Origin of the sequence: Halpernia sp. (assembly GCF_048269545.1) — a bacterium.
In the GTDB taxonomy this organism is placed as follows: Bacteria; Bacteroidota; Bacteroidia; order Flavobacteriales; family Weeksellaceae; genus Halpernia.
This window is the reverse complement of the sequence record NZ_JBLXIJ010000002.1, coordinates 239730-263020: the sequence shown is the minus strand read 5'-3', so window position 1 is coordinate 263020 and position 23291 is coordinate 239730. Positions and strand designations below refer to the sequence as shown.

22 protein-coding genes are annotated in these 23291 nt (G+C 30.9%); 14 read left to right on the top strand and 8 right to left on the bottom strand.

The window, feature by feature from the left end; translation table 11 throughout:
- Nucleotides 1-188: 188 nt before the first annotated feature.
- From ACN0WB_RS04400 to ACN0WB_RS04375, 6 genes are all read right to left on the bottom strand, one after another.
- Nucleotides 189-1232, bottom strand: a complete 1044-nt coding sequence (locus ACN0WB_RS04400; protein ID WP_417429231.1) for a bifunctional transcriptional activator/DNA repair enzyme AdaA — start codon at nt 1230-1232, stop codon at nt 189-191.
- 101 nt (nt 1233-1333) lie between these two features.
- On the bottom strand, nt 1334-1975 hold the full coding sequence (locus tag ACN0WB_RS04395) for an ABC transporter ATP-binding protein (protein WP_417429229.1): 642 nt from the start codon (nt 1973-1975) through the stop codon (nt 1334-1336).
- 1 nt (nt 1976) lies between these two features.
- Nucleotides 1977-3518, bottom strand: a complete 1542-nt coding sequence (locus ACN0WB_RS04390) for an ABC transporter permease/substrate-binding protein (RefSeq protein ID WP_417429227.1) — start codon at nt 3516-3518, stop codon at nt 1977-1979.
- Between the two features lie 134 nt (nt 3519-3652).
- Nucleotides 3653-6838, bottom strand: coding sequence for a carbamoyl-phosphate synthase large subunit (carB, locus tag ACN0WB_RS04385; RefSeq protein WP_417429225.1), 3186 nt, complete (start codon nt 6836-6838; stop codon nt 3653-3655).
- Nucleotides 6839-6840: 2 nt separating this feature from the next.
- The gene (locus tag ACN0WB_RS04380; RefSeq protein WP_417429224.1) at nt 6841-7929 is read right to left on the bottom strand and encodes a carbamoyl phosphate synthase small subunit; all 1089 of its coding nucleotides are present in this window, start codon (nt 7927-7929) and stop codon (nt 6841-6843) included.
- Between the two features lie 29 nt (nt 7930-7958).
- Nucleotides 7959-8846 carry an aspartate carbamoyltransferase catalytic subunit gene (locus ACN0WB_RS04375; protein WP_417429222.1) on the bottom strand — a complete coding sequence of 296 codons (888 nt, stop codon included), beginning with the start codon at nt 8844-8846 and terminating at the stop codon, nt 7959-7961.
- A gap of 241 nt (nt 8847-9087) precedes the next feature.
- On the opposite strand from ACN0WB_RS04375, the gene acs reads away from it, so the two are divergent.
- The 10 genes from acs (at nt 9088) to ACN0WB_RS04325 (ending at nt 17937) form a co-directional block, all read left to right on the top strand.
- Nucleotides 9088-10995, top strand: a complete 1908-nt coding sequence (acs, locus tag ACN0WB_RS04370; protein WP_417429220.1) for an acetate--CoA ligase — start codon at nt 9088-9090, stop codon at nt 10993-10995.
- Nucleotides 10996-11021: 26 nt separating this feature from the next.
- Nucleotides 11022-12161 carry an NAD(P)/FAD-dependent oxidoreductase gene (locus ACN0WB_RS04365; RefSeq protein ID WP_417429218.1) on the top strand — a complete coding sequence of 380 codons (1140 nt, stop codon included), beginning with the start codon at nt 11022-11024 and terminating at the stop codon, nt 12159-12161.
- On the top strand, nt 12161-12874 hold the full coding sequence (locus tag ACN0WB_RS04360) for a methyltransferase domain-containing protein (RefSeq protein WP_417429216.1): 714 nt from the start codon (nt 12161-12163) through the stop codon (nt 12872-12874). Before ACN0WB_RS04365 ends, ACN0WB_RS04360 begins: the two co-directional genes overlap by 1 nt.
- Complete coding sequence (locus ACN0WB_RS04355) at nt 12871-13923, top strand: type III polyketide synthase (RefSeq protein WP_417429214.1); 1053 nt, start codon at nt 12871-12873, stop codon at nt 13921-13923. Before ACN0WB_RS04360 ends, ACN0WB_RS04355 begins: the two co-directional genes overlap by 4 nt.
- The gene (locus ACN0WB_RS04350) at nt 13917-14708 is read left to right on the top strand and encodes an SDR family oxidoreductase (RefSeq protein ID WP_417429212.1); all 792 of its coding nucleotides are present in this window, start codon (nt 13917-13919) and stop codon (nt 14706-14708) included. The genes ACN0WB_RS04355 and ACN0WB_RS04350 overlap by 7 nt, the downstream gene beginning before the upstream one ends.
- A complete protein-coding gene (locus tag ACN0WB_RS04345; protein ID WP_417429209.1) occupies nt 14709-15152 on the top strand; it encodes a 3-hydroxyacyl-ACP dehydratase FabZ family protein in 444 nt (147 codons plus the stop codon).
- Nucleotides 15142-16416 carry a beta-ketoacyl-[acyl-carrier-protein] synthase family protein gene (locus ACN0WB_RS04340; RefSeq protein WP_417429207.1) on the top strand — a complete coding sequence of 425 codons (1275 nt, stop codon included), beginning with the start codon at nt 15142-15144 and terminating at the stop codon, nt 16414-16416. Before ACN0WB_RS04345 ends, ACN0WB_RS04340 begins: the two co-directional genes overlap by 11 nt.
- A 6-nt stretch (nt 16417-16422) precedes the next feature.
- Entirely contained in the window at nt 16423-16677 is a 255-nt protein-coding gene (locus tag ACN0WB_RS04335) for an acyl carrier protein (RefSeq protein WP_417429205.1), read from the top strand.
- A 184-nt stretch (nt 16678-16861) separates the two neighbouring features.
- Nucleotides 16862-17293, top strand: coding sequence for a hypothetical protein (locus tag ACN0WB_RS04330; RefSeq protein WP_417429203.1), 432 nt, complete (start codon nt 16862-16864; stop codon nt 17291-17293).
- A 116-nt stretch (nt 17294-17409) separates the two neighbouring features.
- Nucleotides 17410-17937 (top strand): GNAT family N-acetyltransferase, encoded by a 528-nt coding sequence (locus tag ACN0WB_RS04325; protein WP_417429201.1) that lies wholly within the window; start codon nt 17410-17412, stop codon nt 17935-17937.
- Nucleotides 17938-17983: 46 nt separating this feature from the next.
- Here ACN0WB_RS04325 and ACN0WB_RS04320 read toward each other — a convergent pair whose 3' ends face one another.
- Nucleotides 17984-18775 (bottom strand): HNH endonuclease, encoded by a 792-nt coding sequence (locus ACN0WB_RS04320; protein WP_417429199.1) that lies wholly within the window; start codon nt 18773-18775, stop codon nt 17984-17986.
- Nucleotides 18776-18847: 72 nt separating this feature from the next.
- Complete coding sequence (locus tag ACN0WB_RS04315) at nt 18848-19003, bottom strand: hypothetical protein (protein ID WP_417429197.1); 156 nt, start codon at nt 19001-19003, stop codon at nt 18848-18850.
- A 331-nt stretch (nt 19004-19334) separates the two neighbouring features.
- Between ACN0WB_RS04315 and ACN0WB_RS04310 the strand changes: the two genes are divergently transcribed.
- The 4 genes from ACN0WB_RS04310 (at nt 19335) to ACN0WB_RS04295 (ending at nt 23266) form a co-directional block, all read left to right on the top strand.
- Nucleotides 19335-20885 (top strand): aldehyde dehydrogenase family protein, encoded by a 1551-nt coding sequence (locus ACN0WB_RS04310; protein WP_417429195.1) that lies wholly within the window; start codon nt 19335-19337, stop codon nt 20883-20885.
- Between the two features lie 168 nt (nt 20886-21053).
- Nucleotides 21054-22388, top strand: coding sequence for an L-lysine 6-transaminase (gene lat, locus ACN0WB_RS04305; protein ID WP_417429194.1), 1335 nt, complete (start codon nt 21054-21056; stop codon nt 22386-22388).
- 52 nt (nt 22389-22440) lie between these two features.
- A complete protein-coding gene (locus tag ACN0WB_RS04300; protein WP_417429740.1) occupies nt 22441-22680 on the top strand; it encodes a DUF2007 domain-containing protein in 240 nt (79 codons plus the stop codon).
- A 109-nt stretch (nt 22681-22789) separates the two neighbouring features.
- The gene (locus ACN0WB_RS04295; RefSeq protein WP_417429192.1) at nt 22790-23266 is read left to right on the top strand and encodes a GbsR/MarR family transcriptional regulator; all 477 of its coding nucleotides are present in this window, start codon (nt 22790-22792) and stop codon (nt 23264-23266) included.
- The last annotated feature ends 25 nt before the right edge of the window (nt 23267-23291 follow it).

Here is a 23291-nt window from a genome sequence, read left to right as displayed (position 1 = left end):
AAAAAATTTCCACCGCAAAAGAGGCAAAAGAGAAAATGATATTTTTAAGTAATTCAAAAGGTTGCAAAAAGTGATAGAATTGTGTTTTGCAATTTTTTCATTTTCTAATTTCTCTGAGTTGCGCTTTTGTCTCATTTGTGATTAAAAGTATACTTCTTTAATTTTTGTTATGTAGTAATTTTTATTAATCAAAATAAAATGGCTTTTTCGAGTTCTAATAATTTCTGTTTTCGCCAAATTCCACCGCCATAACCTGTTAATTTTCCATTGCTTCCAATAACGCGATGACATGGAATTACAATAGAAATTTTGTTTAAACCATTTGCATTTGCAACTGCACGAACTTTTTTTACATCGCCTAAAATCTGTGCTTGTTTTTTGTAACTCCAAATTTCTCCATAAGGAATTTTTTCTAAAACTTTCCAAACCGATTTTTGAAATTCCGTTCCTACAGGCGAAAGTGGTACAGAGAATTTTTTTAATTTTCCTTCAAAATAATCGGAAAGTTCCTTTTCTAATAATTTTAAATGAGCGTTTTCTCCAATAATAATTTTTGCATTTAGTGATTTTGATAATTCTAAAAATTCTTTTTCCAAACTTTTTCTGTCGGTAAATTCAAGCATACAAATACCATTTCCTGTCGCTGCGGCGTACATTGTTCCGATTGGCGTTTCAATTCTTTTTAAATCAATAATATTCTGTGTTTTAGAATTTTTTGGGGAAACTCCGAAAACGTTTTTAAAACTTTCATTAAAACCGCTTAAACTTTCAAAACCTGCGTTGTATGCCGTTTCTATAATATTTTCTCCTGCTTGAATTTTTTTAAAGGCTTCATTCAAATTTAATTTCCTTTGAAATTCCTGAAAACTCATCCCATGGTTTTTAATAAACCAGCGTCTAATTTTTGTTGGATTTAAACCTTTTTCCACCAAATCTGAATCTTTAATTTTAACATCAGAATTTTCGGAAAATTCTTTTAATAATTGTTCAATTTCTGGCGGCGTTGCATCTAAATTTTCTAAAGGTTTGCAAACTTTGCACGGTCTGTAACCTTTTTCTAATGCATCATTTGTATTTAGAAAAAATTCTACATTTTCTCTTTTTGGTTTTCTAGCGCGGCAGATTGGTCGACAAAAAATACCTGTAGTTTTCACCGCCATCCAATAAACACCTTCAAAATCAGGGTTTTTCTCTAATGACGCTTGGTACATAATTTCATTGGTCAATTTCATCTGTATATATCTATGGATTTGATTATTTAAATTTAAAACAAATTTATTTTAATGGAAATTATTTAGCAACCGAAAAATGGACAAGTATTTTTTTTGTGAATTTACATTTGCAAAATCTTCGTTCCTAAAATTTCTGCTTCTTGCTTGGAATGTGTGACCATTACAAATGTGGTCTTTAATTTTTGGTGAATATCTTTAACTAAAATCTGGAGTTTATTACGAGTTTCACTGTCAAGAGCAGAAAATGGTTCATCCATTAAAACGATTTTTGGATTATGTGCGATGGCGCGAATTATACCGACTCTTTGTTTTTGTCCACCACTAATTTCGTCAGGGAATTTGTTTAATAAATCTTCTTTTAAGCCAACCAAAGGAAGCAATTCTCTGATTTTTTCTTTGCAAAACGTATCAGATTTTTTTAATAATTTTAAACAATACGCCATATTTTGAAAAACGGTAAGATGCGGAAATAAGGAATTTCCTTGCAAAACGTAACCCATTTTTAATCTTTTTTGAATTAAATTTTCTGTTGTTAAAACCTCATCTTCAATTTTCACCAAGCCTTTTTCTGGAATCAACAAACCGTTTATTAATCGCAATAAAGTGGATTTTCCGCTGCCACTTTCGCCCAAAATACAGGTGAAACTTCCTTTCTCAAAATCAGCAGAATAGTTCTCTAAAATCTTTTGAGTGCCGTAAGAGAAATCAATATTTTGAACGGAAATGATCATATTGTTTTCCATTTTAATTCTTTAAACTTTTAAGGAAATTTGCAGCAACTTCTGCCGGACTTTTCTGTTTAATTTCAACTTGATAATTGAGTTCCTGCATTTTTTCAGTTGATATTTTGCCATTTAACTTTAATAATAATTTGCCGATTTCTGGATATTTTTCAACAATTTCCTGGCGAATCACAATTCCTGCTTCATAATTTGGGAAGTAATTTTTGTCGTCTTTTAAAACTTTTAAATTTAAATTTTTAATTTGAGCATCGGTCGTGAAAACATCTACCGCATTTATTTTGCCTTCTTCAAATGCTTTGTAACGCAAATTAATATCCATTTCCTCTAATTTTTTAAATTGAAAAGGATAGATTTTTTTCAAGCCTGGAAAAGCATCGCTTCTTTCAAAAAAATCAAATTCTGCTCCGAAAGTGAAGTTCTGACTTTTTATAGCAAGATCAGAATAAGTAGAAATATTTTGATTTTGAGAATACTTTTTTCCGATTGCTAAACCGTAAGTATTATTAAAACCCAATAAACCGAGCCATTTTAATTTATATTTTTCTTGATAATTTTTTTCTAATTCATTAAAATTAATCAAATGATTTTCTGGCAAATTTTCTTGTAAAACATTCAACCACGCTGTTCCAGTATATTCTACATAAACATCCAAATCGCCGGAAATCATTGCAGGTTGAATATTGGTTGTTCCGCCGCCGATTCCAAATTTTCTGATGACTTTGATATCGGTATTATTTTCAATTTGTTGTGAAATTATTTCTCCTAAAATAAATTGTTCGCTCGTAGGTTTTGAAGCAACAATAATGGTTTCGGAACTATTTGAATTGAAAGGATTGAGATAAATTAAAGCAGCAATCGTGCAAATGAAAACGAAAACGGAGGGGAAAATAATCCTGTTTTTCTGTTTTTTAGTGGCGTTGTTAGAGATCACCCGTAATAAACTTTCTTCTTTTTCAAACTGACCAATCCATTGATCGCCTAAAATTGCAAAAACCGAAATTCCCAAAGAACCCGCAACGATTAATCCAGTATTCATCGTATTTAAACCACGAAAAATGGCTTGTCCAAGTCCACCAGCTCCGATCAATGCCGCCAAACCAGCCAATGCAACAATCATCACAACTGTAATTCTTAACCCCGATAAAATGGAAGGTAAAGCGAGCGGAAAATAAATATTTCTAAAAACCTGAAAACGATTGGAACCTAAACCTTGAGCAGCTTCCACTAATTGAGCGGGAACTTCTTTCAAACCGCTGTAAGTACTTCTAACAATGGGAAGTAAACCATATAAAATTAAAACGATCAACGCATTATTTAAACCAATTCCGACAATCGGAATGAGCAAACCAAACATTGCAATCGACGGAATGGTGTATAAAAAATTGATCAAAGGTAAAATGACTTTCCTGCTCTTCGCAGAATAAAAAACAAAAATACCAATCAGAATTCCGAAAAAAGTCACCGCCAAAAGTGAACCCAAAGAAAGCAATAAATGTTCTGCGAGAAGATGGAGATAATAAATTCGGCGGTCCAAAATATTCATCAAAAATAATTTGATACAAGGTAAAACAAAATTTCAAATTTAAATGAAAACAATACAATTCCACAAAAAAACGAGAGAATTTTTTCCCTCGTTTTCAATTATAAAAGTTTACCTTTTTTAAAAAAAAATTTGTTTTACATCATTTCCATCTTAAAACTCATACTTTCAATTACTTTCAAAATCGCTTCCACCGTATCCATTGAAGTTAAACACGGAACGCCATTTTCTACTGAAGTTCGGCGGATTTGAAAACCGTCTCTTTCGGATTGTTTTCCTTTGGTCATTGTGTTTACAATGTATTGAACTTTTCCGTTCTGGATTAAATCTATCAAATTAATTTCTGGATTTTCTTCAATTTTGTAACCGATTTTGGTGCGAACACCATTTTCTTCAAAATATTTTGAAGTTCCTTCAGTTGCCCAAATTTGAAAACCAATTTCTTGAAATCTTCTTGCTAATTCGCACGCTTCAGATTTATGTTTATCTGCGACGGTGAAAAGAATGGAACCATGAAGCGGAACTTTTCTACCAGAACCGATTAAACCTTTGTACAACGCTTTTTCCAGTGTAGAATCTTTTCCCATCACTTCGCCGGTGGATTTCATTTCTGGTCCGAGAGAAATATCAACTCTAGTTAATTTTGAAAAAGAGAAAACAGGAACTTTCACGAAAACGCCTTCTTTCACGGGAGCCAAACCATTTTTATATCCTAAATCTTTTAATTTTTTACCGAGAATGGCTTTAGTTGCCAATTTCGCCATCGGAATTTCGGTAATTTTAGATAAAAAAGGAACGGTTCTGCTTGATCTCGGATTCACTTCAATCACATAAACTTCACCTTCAAATAAAACGTATTGAATATTCATTAAACCAATAATATTCAATCCTTTCGCCAATCTTTCGGTATAATCTACCAAAGTTGCGATTTGTTTTTCGGTAATATTTTGCGGCGGATAAACCGCAATAGAATCTCCAGAATGAACTCCGGCTCTTTCGATATGCTCCATAATTCCGGGAATTACAACGGTTTCACCATCAGAAATGGCATCAACTTCTACCTCTTTTCCGGTTAAATATCTGTCAATCAAAATCGGATGTTCAGAATTTTCTTTCACCGCATTCGTCATATAATGAGCAAGTTCCGCATCGTCATACACAATTTCCATCGCTCTTCCGCCTAAAACATAACTCGGACGAACCAAAACTGGGAAACCGATTTCATTCGCGATAACCAATGCTTCCTCTTTCGTAAAACACGTTTTTCCCAAAGGTTGCGGAATTCCCATTTCCTGCAAAGCTGCTTCAAATTTATTTCGATTTTCGGCTCTATCCAAATCTTCCAACGTAGTTCCCAAAATTTTCACTCCATGCGCTTCTAATTTGTCGGCTAAGTTAATTGCGGTTTGTCCACCAAATTGCACTACAACACCTTTTGGTCGTTCCAATTCGATGATGTTCATCACATCTTCTTCCGTTAAAGGTTCAAAATACAATTTATCAGAAATAGAAAAATCCGTGGAAACAGTTTCAGGATTATTGTTAATGATAATTGCTTCATAACCTAATTCTTTGATTGCCCAAACCGAATGAACTGTGGCATAATCGAATTCTACACCTTGTCCGATCCGAATTGGTCCAGAACCGAGAACGATGATTTTTTCTTTTTCGGATGGAATACTTTCGTTTTCTTCTTCATAGGTTCCGTAGAAATAAGGTGTTTCACTTTCAAATTCGGCGGCGCAAGTATCGACCATTTTGTAAACTGGCATCAAATCGTTTTCTTTTCTGAAATTGAAAACTTCGTGTTGGGAAATTTCCCAAAGATATCCAATACTCATATCTGAAAAACCGAGTCTTTTGGCTTCCAGTAAAATTTCTTTGTCGAATTTATTTTCGGAAATCGTTTTTTCAAAATCAATTAATTTCTTGATTTTCCAGATGAAAAATTTATCAATTTTGCTCCATTCTACAATTTTTTCCCAATCATAACCTCTTCGCAAAGCATCACCAATAATGAATAATCTTTCATCATCACAAACTTTTATCCTTCTTTCAATTTCTTCATCGGTTAATGCTGCTGCATCTTTTGATTTTAAACCAATATGTCTTAAACCAGTTTCCAAAGAACGAATGGCTTTTTGCAAAGATTCCTCGAAATTTCTACCGATTGCCATTACTTCTCCCGTTGCTTTCATTTGGGTAGAAAGTCTTCTGTCTGCAGTTTCAAATTTATCAAAAGGAAAACGCGGAAATTTGGTTACAACATAATCTAATGCAGGTTCAAAACAAGCGTAAGAAGTTCCTGTTACGGGATTCATGATTTCATCTAATGTTAAACCGACTGCAATTTTTGCAGCAATTTTAGCAATTGGATATCCAGTTGCTTTACTCGCTAAAGCTGATGACCGTGAAACTCTGGGATTTACTTCGATGATGAAATAATTAAAAGAATGCGGATCCAAAGCGAGTTGAACATTACAACCACCTTCAATTCCTAAAGCACGAATTATTTTTAAAGAAGAATTACGCAACATTTGATATTCTCTGTCCGAAAGTGTTTGCGAAGGTGCAACAACAATAGAATCTCCGGTGTGAACTCCTACTGCATCGATGTTTTCCATATTACAAACCACAATTGCATTGTCATTTTTGTCTCGCATTACTTCGTATTCTATTTCTTTGTAACCTGCAATAGATCTTTCAACTAAACATTGTCGAACCGGAGAATATTTTAGACCAAATTCTGTAATTTCTTTCAGTTCTTTTTCATTATTTGCAATTCCACCTCCAGTTCCACCCATTGTGAAAGCTGGACGAACGATCAATGGAAAACCAATTTTTTGAGCAAATTCCAAAGCTTCTTCAACGTTGTGAACAATTTCAGAATCTGGAACGGGTTCATTTAATTCTTTCATTAAATTTCGAAATAAATCCCGGTCTTCGGCTTGATTGATTGCCGAAAGTTTAGTTCCTAAAACTTCTACTTTGCATTCTTCTAAAATTCCTGAATTTTGTAATTCTACTGCCATATTCAATCCAGTTTGTCCGCCTAAAGTTGGCAAAAGTGCATCTGGACGTTCTTTTCGAATAATTCTACTCACGAATTCCAAGGAAATTGGTTCGATGTAAACTTTATCTGCAATTTCTACATCGGTCATAATAGTAGCTGGATTGGAATTGACTAAAATTACTTTATAACCTTCTTCTCTTAGAGAAAGGCAAGCTTGCGTTCCCGCGTAATCAAATTCTGCAGCTTGACCGATAATGATTGGACCACTTCCTATTACTAAAATTGTTTTTATATCTGTTCTTTTAGCCATATTTATTTTAATAATTTTTTAGTTTTGAATTTCTCCATGAGTATGATAAACTCATCAAACAAATAATTTGCATCTTCTGGTCCTGGACTGGATTCGGGATGATATTGTACAGAAAAACACGGATGAATTTTATGTTTTAAACCTTCATTGGTTTTATCATTTAAAGCAATATGTGTTTCTTCTAATTCGGTGTTTTTTAATGATTCTTGATTGACTGCATAACCATGATTTTGAGAAGTTATCGCCACTTTATTTTTCTTTAAATCTAAAACTGGATGATTTCCACCACGATGTCCGAATTTTAATTTAAAAGTTTTTGCGCCACAAGCCAAACCAATTAATTGATGACCCAAACAAATCCCGAAAATGGGAATTTTTCCCAATAAATCTTGAATCATTTTTATAGCAATTGGATTATCTTCTGGATTTCCCGGTCCGTTGGAAAGCATTATTCCGTCTGGATTTAAGAGTAAAATATCTTCAGCAATTGTATTGTAAGAAACAACTGTAACGTCACAATCTCTTTGTCCTAATTCTCTTAAAATTCCTAATTTAGAACCAAAATCAACAAGAACAACTTTCAATCCACGACCAGGATTTGCATAAGCGGTTTTCGTGGAAACTTTTTTTACTTCATTGGTAGAGAATTTTTCTTTTTTTAATTCTTGAATAACAGTTTCAATTTTTGCATTTTCTTCTACAATTCTACCTTTTACAACGCCGTGATTTCTTAAGGTTCTGGTCAATCTTCTAGTATCAATTCCTGAAATTCCTGAAATATTTTTTATCTCAAACAATTCTTTTAATGTCATTTGTGAGCGAAAATTTGACGGAAAATCACAAACTTCTTTTACAATTAAGCCTTTAATTGAGGGTTCAATACTTTCAAAATCATCACGATTGATTCCGTAATTTCCAATCAACGGATAAGTCATACAAACCAATTGATCGCAATAGGAGGGATCAGAAATTAATTCCTGATAACCAGTCATTGCTGTATTAAAAACTACTTCACCAGAGACATTTTCAGAATTTCCAAAACTTTCTCCTTTAAAAATTTCTCCAGTTTCTAATATTAATATTTTTTTCATTTATATATTTATAAAATTTATAATTATTACTATTTGAATTCAATCCCTTTTTCTTCTAAAGAAATTTTTAAAATTGCCATTCTTGCAAAAACACCGTTTTCCATTTGTTTAAAAATTCTCGAACGTTTGCATTCTACCAAATCGGTATCCATTTCTACATTTCTGTTTATCGGAGCGGGATGCATAATTATCGCAGTAGATTTCATTTTTTGCTCACGCTCTTTTGTTAAACCATATTTTTTTAAATAATCAACATCTTCAAATTTTGCTAAACCGTGCCTTTCATGTTGAATTCTTAGAAAAATTAAAACATCTGCAATCGGAATCAACTCATCTAAATCTCTGTAAGTATCATTCATAAAATTTGCTTCTTCAAACCATTCTTCTGGACCAGAAAAATAAACTTTTGAACCCATTTTCCGAAGTGCGTCAGAAAGTGAATGTGCAACTCTGCTGTGTTTTACATCGCCAATAATTCCAATTTTTAAATTTTCAAAATTTTTAAATTCCTGTTGAATAGTCATTAAATCTAATAAACTTTGACTTGGATGATTTCCCGTTCCGTCTCCTGCATTGATAATCGGAATTTTTATATTTTTTAATTCCTCATAAAATTTATTTTGAGAATGACGAATGACTAATAGATTTAAACCAATGCTTTCCAATGTTTTTACAGTATCGTAAAGTGATTCGCCTTTGTTGACGGAGCTTTTTGAAACATCAAAAGGAATTACTTCAAAACCAAGTTTGCGTTCTGCCATTTCAAAACTCATTTTTGTTCTTGTACTATCTTCAAAAAAGAGATTTGCAGCAAATATTTTAGATTGGGGCTTTAATGTTAAACCATTTTTAAATTCATTTGCTAAAGAAAGGATTGATAAGATTTTTTCTTTGCTAAGATTTTCTAAAGTCACCATATTTTTAAATTTTAAACAAAAAAAAACGAAACTAAAAAAGTCTCGTTTAATTAAAAAAAATATTTTGAAACGGAAAAACCGTCTTCTATAAAATCGTTCAATGGAAATTTTATTTTCATTGGGTACAAAAGTACAGATATTTTGAGGATTGAAAAAATAATTTTGGAATAAATTTAATTTATGTTGATATCTTTTTTTTAATTAAAATTATAATCTTAAATTTAATAATTAAAATTTCACAATGTCAAATTACCATATACAGAACCTTCCGGAATATTTTAAAGAATATAAAAAATCAATTAAAAACCCTAAAAAATTCTGGGATAAAATAGCTGATGAAAATTTTGTTTGGTACCAAAGATGGAGCAAAGTGGTGGAATATGATATGGAAAAAGCTGAAATTAAATGGTTTAAAAATGCCAAATTAAATATCACCAAAAATTGTTTAGATAGACATTTAAACGAGCGCGGCGATAAAACAGCCATTATTTTTGAACCAAATAATCCTGAAGAAGTCGCAGAATATATTTCTTACCGAGAATTGCATAAAAGAGTTTGCAAAATGGCAAATGTTTTAACAGAATTGGGTGTTAAAAAAGGTGAAAGAGTTTGTATTTATTTACCTATGATTCCAGAATTAGCAATTTCAATGTTAGCTTGTGCAAAAATGGGCGCTATTCATTCTGTAATTTTTGCTGGCTTTTCTGATACTGCAGTTGCTTCAAGAGTTAATGATTGTGGTGCGAAATTGATTATTTGTTCTGATGGAAGTTACCGTGGAAATAAATCTATTGATTTAAAAACTATTATCGATAAGGCTGTAGAAAAAACACCTGTAGTAGAAAAAGTTTTAGTGGTAAAAAGAACAAATTGTAAAGTCCATTGGAATGACAATAGAGACATTTGGCTTGATGATTTATATCAAAAAGCTTCACCCGATTTTGTAACAAAAATTATGGATGCAGAAGATCCACTTTTCATTCTTTATACTTCTGGTTCTACAGGAAAACCAAAAGGCATGTTACATACTACTGCAGGTTACATGGTTTTCACATCTTATACTTTTAAAAATGTTTTTGATTATCAAGAAAATGATATTTATTGGTGTACTGCAGATATTGGTTGGGTTACAGGACATTCATACATTCTTTATGGTCCTTTAGTAAATGGCGCAACAACAGTTATTTTTGAAGGAGTTCCGACTTTTCCAAATCCAGATCGTTTTTGGGAAGTTATCGAAAAACATAAAATCACACAGTTTTATACCGCTCCAACTGCAATCCGTGCTTTAGCAAAAGAAGGATATGAATGGATTGAAAAACATGATTTATCAAGTTTAAGAGTTATTGGTTCTGTAGGTGAACCAATTAATGATGAAGCGTGGCATTGGTATAATGATCACGTCGGAAAAAGAAAATGCCCAATTGTTGATACTTGGTGGCAAACTGAAACGGGCGGAATTATGATTTCTCCGCTTCCTTTTATTACACCGACAAAACCAACTTATGCCACTTTACCATTACCTGGAATTCAGCCAGTTTTGATGGATGATAAACGAAATGAAATTACCGGAAATCAAGTGGATGGAAATTTATGTATTCGTTTTCCGTGGCCGGGAATTGCGCGTACAATTTGGGGCGATCATCAAAGATATATCGATACTTATTTCTCCGCTTTTCCAGGAAAATATTTTAGTGGAGACGGAGCTTTGCGCGATGAAGTTGGTTATTATAGAATTACAGGAAGAGTAGATGATGTGATTATCGTTTCCGGACATAATCTTGGAACTGCGCCAATTGAAGACAGTATAAATCTTCATCCAGCTGTTGCAGAATCAGCGATTGTTGGTTATCCTCATGATATAAAAGGAAGTGCGCTTTATGGTTTTGTGATTTTAAAAGATTTTGGTGAAACCCGGGATAGAGAAAATTTGAAAAAAGAAATTAATAATGTGATTTCTGAAACAATGGGACCAATTGCGAAATTAGATAAAATTCAGTTTGTTTCTGCTCTTCCAAAAACGCGTTCTGGAAAGATTATGCGAAGAATTTTAAGAAAAATTGCAGAAGGAGATTTTAGTAATTTTGGTGATACTTCTACTTTGCTGAATCCTGAAATTGTGGATGAAATTAAAGATCAAAAAGTCTAATTTTTACATACACATACTTTCAAAAATTGATAAACTCTACCAAAAACTCCCAAATCCTAATAATCGGTGGTGGTTTAGCGGGATTAACTTCCGCAATTCATTTGACTAAATTAGGTTTTTCAGTAATTGTTATTGAAAAAAATGAATATCCAAAACATAAAGTTTGCGGCGAATATATTTCAAATGAAGTTTTACCTTATTTTAAATGGTTGGATATTAAAATTGAAAAATTAAAACCAACACACATTACCGATTTGCAATTTTCATCGGAATCGGGAAAAATGATTAATTCTAAACTTCCTCTTGGTGGATTTGGAATCAGCCGTTATTCTTTAGATTTTGCTTTGTATCAAAAAGCAATTTCGCAAAATTGTAAAATTATTCAGGAACAAGTAAATGAAATTATATTTAAAGAGGATTTTTTTGAAATCATCTTGTCAAATGGTGAGGTTTTAAAATCAAAAGTGGTTTTAGGAAGTTTCGGTAAAAGGTCCAATTTAGATTTGAATATGAAACGTTCATTCCTAAATAAAAAATCACCTTGGCTTGCTGTGAAATCGCATTATAACGGAGAATTCCCAAATGATTTAGTTGGTTTGCACAATTTTAAAGGCGGTTATTGCGGCGTTTCAAAAGTGGAAAATAATTTACTTAATATTTGCTATTTAACTGATTTTAAATCTTTCAAAAAATTTAAAAATATCGAAGAATTTCAGCAAAAAGTGGTTCAAAAAAATCCACATTTGAAGAAAATTTTACAAAATTCTGAAATGGTTTTTGACAAACCTTTAACAATTAGTCAGATTTGTTTTGATGAAAAAGAAAATGTAGAAAATCATATTCTGATGATTGGAGATTCCGCGGGATTAATTCATCCACTATGCGGAAACGGAATGGCAATGGCGATTCACAGTGCAAAATTGGCTTCAGAAGAAGTCGCAGAATTTTTAAATGAGAAAATTTCTCGTAAAAAAATGGAAAATAATTATTCTAAAAATTGGGATGGAAATTTTAAAAGCAGATTAAAGTTTGGGCGACTTTTGGGCAAGATATTTGAACATTCTTTCTTGTCTGAAATTTTAACCAAAGCAATTACTTATTTTCCATTTTTACTTCCTTTAATAATTAAAAAAACACACGGGAAAGAAATTCCCCTTCCAAAATAATGGCTTTAAACACAACTTACAGAACAGATTTAGAAGAATCTATGGACGATTTTTCCATGGATAATCAAGGTTTAGTTACAGCTTTAGATGATATTGCAAAAATTAATCAACTTTTAGGTGGAAATTCTGTGACTTTAAATGGCGTAAAATGTTTGCTAAAAAATGTTCCGAAAAATACTGAAATTACTATTTTAGATTTCGGTTGCGGAAGCGGAGATATGGTTCGAATGCTTTCTGATTTTGCAAAAAAACAGAATTTAAATTTTAAATTAATCGGCATTGATGCAAACCAAGCGACGATAAGACACGCAGAAAATTGTTCCAAAAATTATAAAAACATTACTTATTTAGCAGAAGATATTTTTCTTTACGATTTTTCTAAAATTAATATAGATATCGCTCTAATTACGCTTACTTTACATCACTTTAAAGATGATGAAATTTTAAAAATTTTAAAAAAAATCTTTAATTTGGTTAAAAAAGGAATTGTGGTAAATGATTTGCAACGAAGTAAATTAGCTTATCGACTTTTTCAAATAATAATTTTTATTTTTAGATTAGAAAGAATGACAGCAAATGATGGTTTAATTTCTATTTTGAGAGGTTTTAAAAAACCAGATTTAGAATTATTCTCGCAGAAATTAAATTTAAAAAACTACAGTATTAAATGGAAATGGGCGTTTCGCTTTCAATGGATTATTAAAAAAATATGAGTGTAAAAATAGTTTCTGTCGCCAAACAATTACCAAAACATTCGCGTAAAACTTTAGAAGTTTTGCCCTTTTTAGACCAATGGTTGATTTCACAAGACGAACGTTTTCGTAGAAAAGTAAAAAAAATTTTTGAAGGCGCAGCTGTTGATGAACGGTATTCCATTATGGATCCAGTCGAAGTTTTCACCGCCACTTCTTTTGAAGAAAAAAATAATATTTACGTTCGAGAAGCTATTAATTTAGGTGAAAAAGTTTTAGAAAAAGCATTAAAAAAAGCCAATTGGAAACCGCAAACTTTGGATTATATTATTACCGTAAGTTGCACTGGAATTATGATTCCATCTTTGGACGCTTATTTAATCAATAAACTGAATTTAAAACAAGATATTGTTCGTTTGCCAGTCACAGAAATGGGTTGTGCAGGGGGAGTTTCAGGAATTATTTACGCAAAAAAATTTTTAGAAGCCAATCCAAATAAAAGAGCTGCGTTAATTGCAGTTGAAGCGCCGACTGCAACATTTCAATTGGAAGATTTTTCGATGGCAAATATTGTAAGTGCAGCAATTTTCGGCGACGGTTCATCTTGCGCATTATTGAGTTCTTACGAAGAAGATTTAGGACCAAAAATTTTAGCTGAAGAAATGTATCATTTTTATAATAAGGAAAAAATGATGGGTTTTCAACTTACTAATTCTGGTTTAAAAATGATTCTTGATATTGAAGTTCCAGATACGATTGCGACTCATTTTCCAGAAATAATCCATCCATTTTTAGCCAAAGAAAATTTAAAAATTGAAGATATAAATTATTTAATTTTTCATCCAGGAGGAAAAAAAATCGTGCAAATGGTAGAAGAAATGTTTAAAGAATTGGGCAAAAATATTGATGAAACTAAAGAAATTTTAAGATTATACGGAAATATGTCGAGTGCAACTGTACTTTATGTTTTAGAAGAAATTATGAAAAAGAATCCACAAGAGGGAGAAAAAGGTTTAATGTTAAGTTTCGGACCCGGGTTTTCTGCACAAAGAGTTTTATTAGAATGGTAGAAAAAAATCAAAAATATTGGGCATTAATTTTAGGCGGAAGTTCCGGTTTGGGATTAGCTTCTGCGAAAAAATTGGCGCTTGAAGGATTTAATATTTGTATTGTTCATCGAAATTCTCGTTCAGAAATGATAGAAATTTCAGAAGAATTTGATAAAATAAAATCTCAAAATATTTCTTTTTTAAATTTTAATTTAGATGCTTTGAACATTGATAGTCAATTATATATAATTAATGAATTAAAGTTAATTTTAGGAGAAAAATCAAAAATAAAAGTTTTGATTCACAGTATTGCAAAAGGAAACTTGAAAGCAATGGTTTCTGATGAAAATCAAGTTTTAAATTCTGATGATTTTCAAATCACTTTTCAAGCAATGGCGGTGAGTTTGTATGATTGGACGCAACTTTTATTTAAAAATAATTTGTTCGCAAAAGACTGTAGAATCATTGTTTTTACAAGCGAAGGAAGCACAAAACCTTGGAAATTTTACGCGGCAGTTTCCGCTGCAAAAGCAGCATTAGAAGCGATTTCCAGAAGTATTGCGTTAGAATTTGCGCCGTTTGGAATTAAATGTAATTGCATTCAAGCCGGAGTTACGGAAACTCGTTCATTAAAAATGATTCCTGGAAGTGAAGATTTAATTAAAAATTCAATCCAAAGAAATCCCAATAAAAGATTAACAACACCAGAAGATGTCGCAAAGGTGGTTTCACTTTTGTGCAAAGATGAAGCTTCTTGGATAACCGGAAACGTAATTCCAGTCGATGGTGGAGAACATTTGCAATAAATGAAATCAGAAGAAATTTTAAAAAAATTACCTTACTCCAAACCTTTTTTGTTTGTAGATGAAATTGTAACTCTTAATGAAAAGGGAGTAAAAGGAAATTTCATTTTCAATGAAAATATGGATTTTTTTAAAGGACATTTTAAAAATTATCCTGTAACTCCGGGTGTAATTTTAACGGAATGTATGGCGCAAATTGGTTTGGTTTGTTTGGGGATTTATTTAATTAAAGACATCAATGAAAAAGCTTCTGTCGCTTTATCTTCCACAGAAATTGAATTTTTAAAACCTGTTTTTCCAAATGAAAAAGTAACTGTGATTTCTGAGAAAATATATTTTAGATTTAATAAATTAAAATGTAAAGTTTTAATGAAAAATGAAAAAGATGAAACAGTTTGCGAAGGTGTAATTTCTGGATTTATTAAAGAAAATATAAATGGAAAATAGAGTTGTAATTACCGGAATGGGCGTTGTTTCTCCAATTGGAAACGATTTAGAAACCTTTTTAGAATCCTTAAAAAACGGAACTTCTGGAATTAAATTTAACCAACAACTCGCAGATTTAAAATTTTCTTGTCAAGTTTCTGGAGCACCAGAAATTTCAGAAGAAAAAAAGCTAGATTATTTTACACCTTTAGAATTACGAAATTTCAATTCAACAGGAATTTTATACGGCGTCATTGCAGGTTTAGACGCTTGGAAAGATGCAGGTTTAGAACCATCAAATGAAAAAAATCCAGATTGGGAAAGCGGAACTATTTTCGGAGCGGGAACTTCTGGAATAGAAAAGTTCAGAGAAAGTATTTATAAAATTGATGATTTACAAACTCGCAAATTAGGAAGCACCGCAGTTTCTCAAACTATGAACAGCGGAATTTCTGCTTATTTAGGAGGAAAATTAGGTTTAGGAAATCAAGTTACAACAAATTCTTCTGCGTGTACAACTGGAACAGAAGCGATTTTAATGGCTTTTGATAGAATAAAATTAGGAAAAGCAAAACGAATTTTAGCAGGAAGTACAAGTGATTCTGGACCTTACATTTGGGCAGGTTTTGATGCGATTAAAGTTTGTAATTTTAAATCGAATGAAAATCCTGAAAAAGCTTCAAGACCAATGAGCGAAACATCTGCAGGTTTTGTTCCGGGAAGTGGAGCAGGTGCATTTGTAGTAGAAAGTCTGGATTCTGCATTAGAAAGAAATGCAAAAATTTATTGTGAAATTTTAGGCGGAAATCTCAATTCTGGCGGACAAAGAGGCGATGGAAGTATGACTGCGCCGAATTCTTTAGCCGTTCAAAAATGTGTAAAAGATGCGATTTTTGAAAGTGGAATTTTACCTAAAAATATAGATTATATCAACGGACATTTAACCGCAACTTCAAAAGATGCGCTGGAAATTGAGAATTTAACAAAAGCACTTAATCGAAAAGGGAGTAATTTTCCTTACATTAATTCTTTAAAAAGTTTGCTTGGTCATTCACTTTCCGCGGCAGGAAGTGTAGAATCTGTAGCGACAGTTTTGCAATTGTATCATAATTTTGTCGCACCAAATATTAATTGTGAAGATTTAAAACAAGAAATTGAAAATTTAATAAATAAAGATAAAATCCCTACAAAATTAATTTCAACTGAAATCAATATTGCTGCAAAAGTAAGTTTTGGTTTTGGCGATGTAAATGGATGTATTATCTTTAAAAAATATTACAAATAAAAAATTATGGAGCAAGAAGAAATTTTAATGAAACTTAAAACCATTATTAAACCTTACGTGAAAAACGAAGATGCACTCAATAATTTAACGGAAAATACCAATTTCATTAATGATTTAAATATTAATTCGGCAAATTTAGTTGATGTCATTTTAGATGTAGAAGAAGTTTTTGATATTGAAATTGATAATAGCTCTATGGAAAAAATTACCAATGTAAAAGCTGCGCTTGAAGTAATTAATGAAAAAATTGTGACGAATTAATTTTTTTGTTTTTCAGAATGTCACATTGTCTCATTTTAAGTCTGCGTTTAAAAACTTTAATTGCTATATCAATAATATAATTTATGATTTTTGTCAATTATTCATTAATATAAATAATATTAACAAAATATTCATTATTTGGTCGTAAATTTGCAGTGTTAAAAACAATTAAAAAATTAACACTATGACAACAATTATTATTGGATTATTTCCAACACAAAAAGACGCAAAAAAATTAGCCCAAAATTTAGAAAACTCAGGATTTCAAAACGAAGATTATATAGTTTATTTAAACCAACAAGGAGAAGAAAAACAAAACTTTTGGGATAGATTATTTGGTGGAAGAACACCACAATTTAACACTTACGAAACAGATAAATTAATTGCAAGTGTTGCAATTAAAAATGAAGGACAATTAGCAATTGCAAAAGAAATCTTCACAGATCACGCTGCAGTTCACATTTATGAATTAAGCAATGTAGATATTGAAGAAGCTAAATCTTTAGATTATTTGAAAAAAATTGTGAGTACAAGAGCAAAAGCGGAAGTTTATTCTATGCCTTCTGTGGCTTCTTCTAGATTTTTAAACCTAAACCAAGGTATTTTATTAAATTAATAAAACATCTAATTAAATTTTTCAAAAATATTATAAGCTGGGTTTTTACTCGGCTTTTTTTATTTAAATTCGTAAACGCAAAATAATTTTCTACCAAATATTTTAAATTCTCACTTATGAATTTTTCCGTTCAACAAGAATTATCAAATGACAATGTTCTATTAAAACCTTTGAAAGAAAGCGACTTTGAAGATTTATTTTTACAAGCATCAGACGAAGAAGTTTGGAACCAACATCCGAATAAAAACCGCTACAAAAGAGAAGTTTTTGAGAATTTTTTTAATGGTGCGTTAGAAAGTAAAGGTGCTTTTGTGATCATAGATAAACCTTCTAATAAAATAATTGGAAGTACGCGTTTTTATGATTTTAATGCGGAAGATAATTCCATTTTTATTGGTTATACTTTTTATGGTAAAAACTTTTGGGGCAAAAATTACAATTCACAAGTTAAAAAATTAATGCTCGATTATATTTTTCAGTTTGTAGATTCCGTTAATTTCCATGTTGGAAGTGAAAATTTCCGTTCTCGAAGAGCGATGGAAAAACTCGGTGCAAAAAATATAGGAGAATTGGATGTGGCTTATTTTGGAGAAGATTCTAAAATGAATGTTTTGTATAGAATTGGGAAAGAAGATTGGGATTAAATTTTATTTTGATTTATCATAAAGTTGTTTAGAACGTAGAAGCCTTTTATAATTCAAAGTTAATTTTGTAATTTACATTATTAACAATTACTTCCAATTTTTCTTTCGTATGAATAATTATTTTAAGATTACCTAAATCAAATTCTTTGTGATGATTAGGACAAAGCAATATTATATTTTCTAAACATTCTTTACCTTTTAAATGTTTTGGTTTAATATGTGCGGCTTCAATATATTTACTTCCATCTTTTTTTAGAATTGATTGACCACAGAATTGACAAGAAAAGTCTCTTAAAAACTTTATTTGAGCGATAGTTTTATTATCTCGTTTGTAAGCTTTTCCTTTAATAATTACAATTTGTTGTTCAGATTCTTTAAGATTTAAAAGTTCTTTTAAAATTTCTGCCTTACTTTTATTTTCTGTTTTAAGTTCTTTAATTATTTCTTCCTGTTCTTTTTCGTCAAGGTTTTCTATGAAAATATTTTTTGAAAAATTGTCATAAATATTTCTCATTTTATGCATAGTTACTTTTTGAATATCTTCATAATATTCAATATGTTGTAATAAAGCATTTAATGAATTTTCAAGAGCTTCATTGCCATAATCTTCAAGAATATTTTCTAAAAAATAGTTCATTGAAAATGCGTTTAAAGTTCTTGTAAATCTTTTACCATCAATTAAGCATCTGAAATCATTTATATAATCAGCTGCTGAATTTTTATTCATTCTCTTATCTCCAACAATAATTTTCTGTCCATCACTGAATGAAATTTCTTTATTATAAACTTTTTTAGAAATTTCATAAGCAAGTGGAGTTAATTCTTCTGATATTTTCATTTAAGAATAAATATTTATTAAGGATTTATATAACTTTCAAATATAAAGAACATTTTTCAAAATTGAATTAATTTATTTCCCACATCCATTCAAAAAATCTGCACCAAAATAAATCACAACCAACCAAAGCAAACCTTTCAAAGTAAAGAAAATCACACCTAAAATCCCTACTTTTTTAAACCAGGATTTTAGTTTTTCGTTTCTGTTATTTTTTGGACTTTCTTCCATTTTTATTAATTTCCTTTTTTCAAATTTAAGCAAATAAATAATTTTGGTATTCACTTTTGTACTAAATATTATTCTCAATATTTATGAGTGTAAAATTTCTTCAATAAAAATTTAACAGTTTTTAACACTTTTTAAAGTACTTATTTTTGAATTTTCTAAAGATAATTTCTAAAAATATGCCATTAAAACTTTTAATCCATACTTTTTTAAATATCAACATTCTAATGAATATTTTTAAATAATAAATTCTTTAAATATTTAGGGAAAAGTGCCTACAAATTGCATAATTAGCCAATTATCTTTAACTTAGCAAAACATCAAAACTTAAAAAATGTCCCAAAGTTCGCATTCCACAGATATGGAAACTGTCTTAAAAAATTTAGGAATTCACTCAGAAAATAAAGGTTCTTCTACTGGATCAGATTTTTTCGCAAACGGCGAAACCATCGAAAGTTTTTCACCAACCAATGGAAAATTAATTGCAAAAGTGCAAATGTCCAGTTCGGAAGATTATGACCAAGTTTTAGAAAAAGCAAAAACCGCTTTTTTAGAATTTAGAAAAATTCCAGCGCCAAAAAGAGGAGAATTGGTTCGTCAATTTGGAAATAAATTGCGCGAGAAAAAACAAGATTTAGGCAAATTGGTTTCCTACGAAATGGGAAAATCTTTGCAAGAAGGTCTCGGTGAAGTTCAGGAAATGATAGATATTTGTGATTTTGCTGTCGGACTTTCGCGTCAATTGCACGGTTTCACAATGCATTCCGAAAGACCAGGACACAGAATGTACGAACAATATCATCCGCTCGGAATTGTGGGAATTATTTCCGCTTTTAATTTTCCAGTTGCAGTTTGGTCTTGGAACACTGCTCTTGCTTGGATTTGCGGAAATGTTACAATTTGGAAACCTTCAGAAAAAGCAGCACTTTGTGGTGTTGCTTGTCAAAATATTATTGCAGAAGTTTTAAAAGAAAATAATTATCCGGAAGGAATTTCTAATTTATTAGTCGGAAGCCACGAAATTGGTAAAAAAATGACCGCTGATAAAAATGTGAATTTAATTTCTTTCACAGGTTCCACCAAAGTAGGAAGAGAAGTTTCTTCCACAGTTGCGAACAGATTTGGAAAATCAATCTTAGAATTAGGCGGAAATAATGCAATTATTATTTCAAAAGATGCAGATTTAAATATGTCAATAATTGGCGCAGTCTTCGGCGCAGTAGGAACTTGCGGACAAAGATGTACTTCTACAAGACGATTAATTATTCATGAAGAAGTTTATGAAGAAGTGAAAAATCGTTTGGTAAAAGCTTACGGACAATTAAAAATTGGCGATCCTTTAGATGAAAATAATCACGTTGGACCTTTAATTGACAAAGATTCTGTGAATCAATATTTATCATCAATTGAAAAATGTAAAAAAGAAGGCGGAAATTTCATCGTTGAAGGTGGCGTTTTAGAAGGCGAAAATTACAGTTCTGGATGTTATGTAAAACCATGCATTGCAGAAGTTGAAAATTCTTTTGAAATTGTACAACACGAAACTTTTGCACCCATTCTTTATTTAATTAAATATAAAACTTTAGAAGAAGCGATCACTTTACAAAACGGTGTTCCACAAGGTTTATCATCTGCAATTATGACTAATAATTTAAAAGAAGCAGAAGCATTTTTATCTGCTTCAGGTTCAGATTGTGGGATTGCAAACGTAAATATAGGAACTTCTGGAGCAGAAATTGGCGGCGCTTTTGGAGGCGAAAAAGAAACAGGCGGCGGAAGAGAAAGTGGTTCTGATGCGTGGAAATATTATATGAGAAGACAAACAAATACCATTAATTACACAGATAATTTACCACTTGCACAAGGAATTAAATTTGATTTGTGAAGTTGTTGAGTTGTAAAGATGTAAAGTCGTCTTGATGTGAAATTTAAAATAAGATTGAAAATTTAACAGACTAATTTTTTTTACACTAAACAAACTTTGCAGCAGTCAAAACTTTACAACTCAATAACTTTACAACTCAACAACTTTACAACTTTACAACTAAAAAATATGAACGACGCAATAGCTTCAAAACCAGACACAACTAATAATGTAAAAAAAATTCTCTCGCGACATATGCTCGCCGATGGATTTGATTTTGTGATGGATTTTGAAAAATCTCATGGCTCATACATTTTCGATTCTGTTACGCAAACCGAATATTTGGATATGTTTTCAATGTTTGCTTCTACCGCAATTGGTTATAACCATCCGTATGTGATGCAAAAATCAGCTTGGTTAGGAAAACTAATTGTAAATAAGCCCACTTTAGCTGATGTTTATTCGCAAGAATATGCAGATTTCATGAAAGTCTTTGAAAGAGTTGCCATTCCTAAAGAACTGCAATATTGTTTCTTCATTTCTGGTGGAACTTTGGCGGTAGAAAACGCTATGAAAGCTGCATTCGATTGGAAAACACGGAAAAATTTCGAAAAAGATATTGATAAAGAAGCGGGAGTTTGTATTCATTTTAAACAAGCGTTTCACGGTAGAAGTGGCTATACTTTGTCTTTAACAAATACAGCAGATCCAAGAAAATATGAATATTTCCCTAAGTTTCCGTGGCCTAGAATTATCAATCCGAAATTACAGTTCCCTTTAAACGAAGAAAATTTAAATCAAACTATTGAACAAGAAAATCTTGCACTCTTAAATATTGAAGAAGCGATTCTAATGCATCAAGATGAAATTGCGTGTATTATTATTGAACCAATTCAAGCAGAAGGTGGCGATAATCATTTCCGAGATGAATTTTTTGTTGGTCTTCGTAAAATTTGTGATGATAATGAAATCCTTTTAATTTTTGACGAAGTTCAAACTGGAATTGGTTTGACTGGGAAAATGTGGGCTTATGAACATTTTAGCATTTCGCCAGATATTATTTCTTTTGGTAAAAAAACTCAGGTTTGTGGAATTTTAGCGAATAAAGAAAAATTAGATGAAATTCCAAATAATGTTTTCAAAGAAAGTTCCAGAATTAATTCTACTTTCGGTGGAAATTTTGCAGATATGTTGCGTTTGCAATTAATTTTAGAAGTAATAGAAAAAGAGAATCTCGTAGAGAATGCAAGAAATATGGGCGTTTTTCTTTTAGATAGTTTGATTAAAATTGAGCAAAAATTCCCGAATTTAATATCAAATGCAAGAGGAAGAGGTTTGATGTGTGCTTTTGATTTACCAACGCCAGAAATGAGAAATAGTTTCCAATCTGAGTTGTACAAAAATAATTTAATCATTCTCACTTGTGGAACTCAAAGCATCCGTTTTAGACCCCATTTAAACGTTTCTAAAGAAGATTTACAGAAAGCATTAGATAAAATTGAAAAAGTTTTAGAAAAAATGTAATACAGTTTAGTGATTATTTTTTGTAAATTTGAACTGAATAAAAAAGAATATGATGGAAGAAATGACGAGAGTTTCAGTTTTTGAAAGTAGCAATCAACAAGAAATACAATTAATAAAATCTAAATTAGAAGAGCAAAATATAACAGCAACTGCGGAAAACGGCTATCTTACTTTTTTAAGTACACCTACTGCAAATAATCTTAAAGTAATGGTAAGTTTATCAGATGAGCAGAAAGCTTTTAAAATTATTGATGCGTATTTAAAAGAAACAGATTTGGATATTCAAAAATAATTTTTAATACTAATAGATAAAGCAACTTAAAGAGTTGCTTTTTTTTTATCAATTTGGTTCGTTTTGTTTAGAACTAAATTTATAGCTTTGCATCTTGAATTATTATTAAATGGATAAAACTTTAGAAATAGACGAAAAACTTTATCACAAGTTGGTCAATTTTTATACAACAAATTATCATTTGACACCATTGGCTGCCAAAATATACGCCTATCTTACCTTTGATTTTGAAATACAGGGAATTACTTTTGAAGAATTAGTAGAAGTTTTAAAAGCGAGCAAAAGCTCTGTTTCTTGTAATTTAGATTTACTTCTCAAAGGTGAACATATTACAGTTTTAAATAAAATAGATGAAAGAAAACGGTTTTTTATTTTAAATCCAGAATATGCAAAAATTCGATTTAGTCGATTACTTGACAGATTAGAAAATGAAATGGATATTTTGGAAGATTTAAAATTATTTAATCAAAATAAAAAACCAGACGAAAAAACTGAAAATTATATTAACAAACTGAACATTTACAGCGACCTATTGAAAACAAATATTATGAGTTGTAGTGAAACCTTAAAAAAATTATACCAATAATATTTAAATCTCCATTAATTAATTT